General features: G+C 67.9%; 4 protein-coding genes and 1 pseudogene. 2 read left to right on the forward strand and 3 right to left on the reverse strand.

Features of this window, described 5'->3' with window-relative positions; translation table 11 throughout:
* A pseudogene (gene mutM / locus I5I_RS03720) lies at positions 1-894 on the forward strand (bifunctional DNA-formamidopyrimidine glycosylase/DNA-(apurinic or apyrimidinic site) lyase); the annotation flags it as partial.
* Here the strand turns inward: mutM and I5I_RS17425 are convergent.
* Genes I5I_RS17425 through I5I_RS17770 form a run of 3 tightly spaced genes read right to left on the reverse strand, consistent with a single transcriptional unit; the run spans position 887 to position 3,232 of the window.
* Entirely contained in the window at positions 887-1,978 is a 1,092-nt protein-coding gene (locus tag I5I_RS17425; RefSeq protein ID WP_239640010.1) for a GNAT family N-acetyltransferase, read from the reverse strand. The pseudogene mutM and the gene I5I_RS17425 sit on opposite strands and share 8 nt — an antisense overlap.
* Positions 1,957-3,042, reverse strand: a complete 1,086-nt coding sequence (locus tag I5I_RS03730) for a GNAT family N-acetyltransferase (protein ID WP_036316588.1) — start codon at positions 3,040-3,042, stop codon at positions 1,957-1,959. Before I5I_RS03730 ends, I5I_RS17425 begins: the two co-directional genes overlap by 22 nt.
* Before the next feature lie 58 nt (positions 3,043-3,100).
* Entirely contained in the window at positions 3,101-3,232 is a 132-nt protein-coding gene (locus I5I_RS17770; protein ID WP_255266054.1) for a hypothetical protein, read from the reverse strand.
* Positions 3,233-3,631: 399 nt separating this feature from the next.
* Between I5I_RS17770 and I5I_RS03735 the strand changes: the two genes are divergently transcribed.
* On the forward strand, positions 3,632-4,742 hold a 1,111-nt coding region (locus I5I_RS03735; RefSeq protein WP_036316590.1), incomplete at its 3' end, for a chromosome segregation SMC family protein.

Raw genomic sequence — 4,742 nt, forward strand, 5'->3', positions numbered from 1 at the left:
CCCGAAGTCGAAGTCGTCCGCGCTTGACTCGCCCCGGCGCTTGCGGGCGCCCGCATCATCGGGGTCGATGCGCGGGACCCGCGAGCGCTGACGCGCCACGACGGCGACGCCGTCTCGTTCGAACGCGAGCTGGTGGGTCGACGGGTGACGAGCGTGGCGCGGCGCGGGAAGTTCCTGTGGATGCCGTTGGCTCCGGCATCCGCTACGGCCCGTCGTGCGATCATCGCCCACCTCGGGATGAGCGGTCAGATGCTGCTGCGTGCTCCGGGCGCGCCTGCGGAGCGTCACGAACGCGTGCGCATCGATATCGATCACCCTGAGCACGGAGAGCTCGCCGTGGTGTTCGCCGACCAACGGACCTTCGGATCCCTCGCGATCGATGAACTGGTGCCCACCGCCGACGGCCGTGCCGGCGGGTGGGGGAGCGCCGAGGCGCTCGTTCCCTCGCAAGTCGCCCACATCGGGCGAGACCCGCTCGATGACGCCTTCGATGACGCCGCCGTCCGGGATCGCGTGCGGGCGAAGCGTTCCGCGATCAAACGCGTGCTTCTCGATCAGACCGTGCTCAGCGGCGTCGGGAACATCTACGCGGATGAGGCGCTGTGGGCTGCGCGGATCCACCCCGAGTCGGCCGCCGCTGCCCTCAACGAGCGCGACGTGACCCGCCTGTTCGCCGAGGTGCGGGCCGTGCTGCTGAAGGCCCTGGCCGAAGGCGGAACCAGCTTCGACGCGCAGTATGTGAATGTCAACGGTCAGGCCGGCTACTTCGCTCATTCGCTCAACGTCTACGGCAGGGACGGCTTGCCCTGCCCGCGATGCGGACGTCCCATCTTGCGCGCATCGTTCATGAACCGGTCCAGCCACTACTGTCCACGCTGCCAGCGCCTCAGCTGAGACGCTTCTGCCACTCGCCAGCACAGGACACCGGCGTGAACCCGATGGCCTCGTTGATCACGAGCATTGGTTCATTCTCCTCGGCGTTGTAGGTCTCGACGTGCGTCACCTGCGGAAAGAGCTCGCGCAGGCGCGCGAGGGTCGCGCACTTGACCCACGTGCCCAGCCGGCGACCGCGATGTTCCGCGCGTACGAGCGTGTCGTTCTGGTGCGCGATCCTCGGATCGGCCGGCGAGACGTTCAGCTCGTTCAGCGCGACGAGCACTCCTGACGGCTCATGCCGCACCGCCCCGATCAGGCGCCGCACACCGCCGACGGCATCGTGTGCCTCGATGCGTGCGATGCGCTCGGCATCCCACTCTCCGTCTTCGACGTCGACGTTGCCCGAGGGGGCGTCGGTGGCCATTCGCGACTTGAGGTCGGCCAGCGCGGGCGCAAGAGCTGCGGGCGTGGGCGAGAGCCAGAACAGGTAGCGATAGTCGTCACCGGCGTGGGTGCGCGCACGCGCGCAGAGCGCATCCGTGTGAAGGGCAGTGGACCTGAGGTCGAGGGTGCTCTGACGATAGACCTGCTCCAACCGGAACCCCCGTCTCCGTGCGAACATCGCCGTCGCATCGCGGGGCACGGATCCGAATCCGGTCGATGCCCGCAGGCCCGCACCGCCGGAATGCCTGTGTTCGGTCCAGGACTGCAGCACCGAGCGGCCCAACTCGGCTGCGATGGTCTCGGCCTCGCGCAGCAGACGCGTGCCGATGGCCTGACGGCGGTGTTGTGCGTGCACACGTACCATCACGCCCGCGGTCCGAGACTGCGCATCGGGAAGATGGTCGACGCTCGCCGTACCGAGGATGAGGCCGTTGCGCTCCGCGAGACGTCCGATCACCGGGCGATCCGACTGATCCTGCCACGCGGCCAGAACCTGAGGGAGCGTCAGGTCATAGGCGCTCGAGCCATGCACGTGAGCGGCGTGCGCATTGCGCAATTGCCGCACCGCCTCGAGGTCCACGATCTCCGGCGCATCGATCGAGTGCGGTACCCGGATGGAGCGGACGGTGACATCGATCACGTCAGCACCTTCTTCCATGCCCCGTTGTAGGCGACGGGCACGAAGCCGACTCTCTCGTTGATGTCGAGCATCGGCCGGTTCTCCTCCGCGTTGTAGGTGATGACCTTCGGCGACTGCGGGGCGACGTCGCGGCGCCACGTCTGCAGGCCCGCGCACTTGACGAGCTGTCCGAGCCGATGGCCTCGGTGCTCGCGAAGCACCAGGGTGTCCTCCTGGTGACTCGGACCGGTCGCATCGGTGCCGAGGACGAGCTCGTTGAACGCCACCAGGTGACCGCTGTCGATATGCTGGGCCGCCGTGACGAGTTTGGTGCGGCCGGACTCGACGTACTTGGCGTCGTGGCGAGCGACCCGCTCGGCATCCCAGTTCTCCTCGTCGAAGTCGAGATCGGCGCTCGGTGCGTCCGTCGACATGCGGGATTTCATCCAGGCGTACGCCTCGACATGCGCCGCCGGCGTCACGCCCTGCCATTGGACGACGCGGTATCCGCCCGATGCCGTCACGGCCTCGGTGAGCAGGCGCTCGATGTTCGTGTCGGCGCCCGCGAGGATCAGCTCGCTCTGACGCTCGATCTGTTCCAGGGTGTAGCCGTGGCGCAGGTAGAAGCGCGCCGCATGGTCGCGCGGAATCGTTCCGTAGCCGGTCGGTGCACTCAACCGCTCGCCGTCGGCATCCGGATGCTGCGCCCACGACTGCAGGATCGTGCGATCGTGTTCGCGTGCGGTCTGCTCGATCAGGGCGTAGCCGGCCGATCCGATGCCGCGACCGTGGTACGAGCGGAGCAGTTCGACAAGCCAGAAGGCGGTGCGAGATCCGTCTTCCAGCGGCAGATCGACGCCGACGCGACCGACGAACTCGCCGTCGACGATCACCGCCCACGCACGACGGATCTCGTTCGGATCCGGCTGGTAATGCGGCAGCAGTTCTTCCGGCGTCATCGCGTCGTCGTCGTTGCCGGCGATCTCGCGATAGACGAGGTTGCGTACGCGGGTGAACTCGCGGAAGTCGGCGGCGTCGCCAGCATCCATGGAGGCAGGGATCGTGAGGGGGCGGAACTGGGGTCCGGGAATCGTGGTGGTCATGAGATGTCCTTGAGATGCGGCCGGGGCGTCGCGGTCGGACGCCCCGGCCCGGGGCGGATCAGAGGTACGGAAGGATCTGTCGGCGACGCTGCCATTCGAGCTCGCGCTGCTCGCGCTCGCGCTCGGCGAGACGGATGCGGCGGCGTTCGGGGTCGTTGGCGTGCAGGACCGACGCGATGAAGGTATGCATCGTGGTGCTTTCGGTGGGTGCGCGCGAATGCGCGGCGGGCAGAGTGAGAGGCCGGGCTGCGGCGGGGGCACACGCAACGAGAAGACGTGGGTGCCCGAAGGCTGTGTGCGAGAGCGAACTCGGACCTCGACGAGGCGAGGGCGGAGTTCTCGTCTGATCGCGTCAGCAGGCGCCGCGGAAGGCGTCGAAGGAGACGGCCCCCGCGGGCTCACGGAACCAGAAGGAACGCATCGCGGATGCGATGCGGCCGGTGGCGTTCATACGAATCATGTCGGGGACCTCCTTTCTCGACTTCAGACGCGATCTGTGACGATAGCGGGTGTTCTCGACGCGCGTCAAGCGAGGATCCGCGTGTCGTTCCGCTAGCGTGGGTGGACGATCACCCAGGAGGACCCGCGGATGCACCTGAAGAGCCTGACGCTCAAAGGCTTCAAGTCGTTCGCGCAACCGACCACTTTCGCGCTCGAGCCCGGCGTCACCTGCATCGTCGGTCCGAACGGTTCCGGCAAGTCGAACGTGGTCGACGCTCTCGCGTGGGTCATGGGCGAGCAGGGCGCGAAGACCCTTCGCGGCGGGAAGATGGAAGACGTCATCTTCGCGGGCACCTCTACGCGCGGTCCGCTCGGCCGTGCCGAGGTGCAGTTGACGATCGACAACAGCGACGGGGCGCTGCCGATCGAGTACAGCGAGGTCACGATCAGCCGCACGCTGTTCCGCAACGGAACCAGTGAGTACGCGATCAACGGTGCAAGCTGCCGCCTGCTCGATGTGCAGGAGCTGTTGAGCGACTCCGGGCTCGGGCGCGAGATGCACGTGATCGTGGGCCAGGGCCGTCTGGACAGCGTGCTGCAAGCGAGCCCCGAGGACCGTCGCGGCTTCGTGGAGGAGGCCGCCGGCATCCTGAAGCATCGCCGACGCAAGGAGAAGACCCTTCGCAAGCTCGAAGCGATGGAGGCGAATCTCACGCGACTCAGCGACCTTGCCGGAGAGCTGCGTCGACAGCTGAAGCCGCTCGGCAAGCAGGCGGAGATCGCTCGCGAGGCGGCGACGATCGCGGCAGTGGTGCGTGACGCCAAGGCCCGCCTGTTCGCTGATGAACTGGTCGGTCTGCGTGCGCAGCTCGCCGACCACGCCCGCACCGAGCAGGAGCGCAGCGCCGAGCGCCTCGTGCTGCAGGATCAGTCGGAGCAGCTGAAGCTGCGCATCGATGCGCTGGAGGCGCAGCAGCGCTCGGAAGCCGTGGATGCCGCGCGGGCCGTCGCCTTCGGTTTGGAACGCGTGCAGGAGCGACTGCGCGGTCTCTTCTCGCTCGCGGGCCAGCGCCTCGCTCTGCTCGAAGACGACGGCACGCTCGGGATCGAGGTCGCCACGGTCAGCCAGGCCGCGATCGACGAGGCACGGGCCGATATCGATGAGATCTCGGCCGGACTCGGAGGCGCCCAGGATGCCGCGNAAGCGGCCGCGCGAGACGTGATGCGGGCCCGTGCCGAACTCGACGCGCTCGACTCCG

This window comes from Microbacterium sp. B24 (assembly GCF_000333415.1).
Classification (GTDB): Bacteria; Actinomycetota; Actinomycetes; order Actinomycetales; family Microbacteriaceae; genus Microbacterium.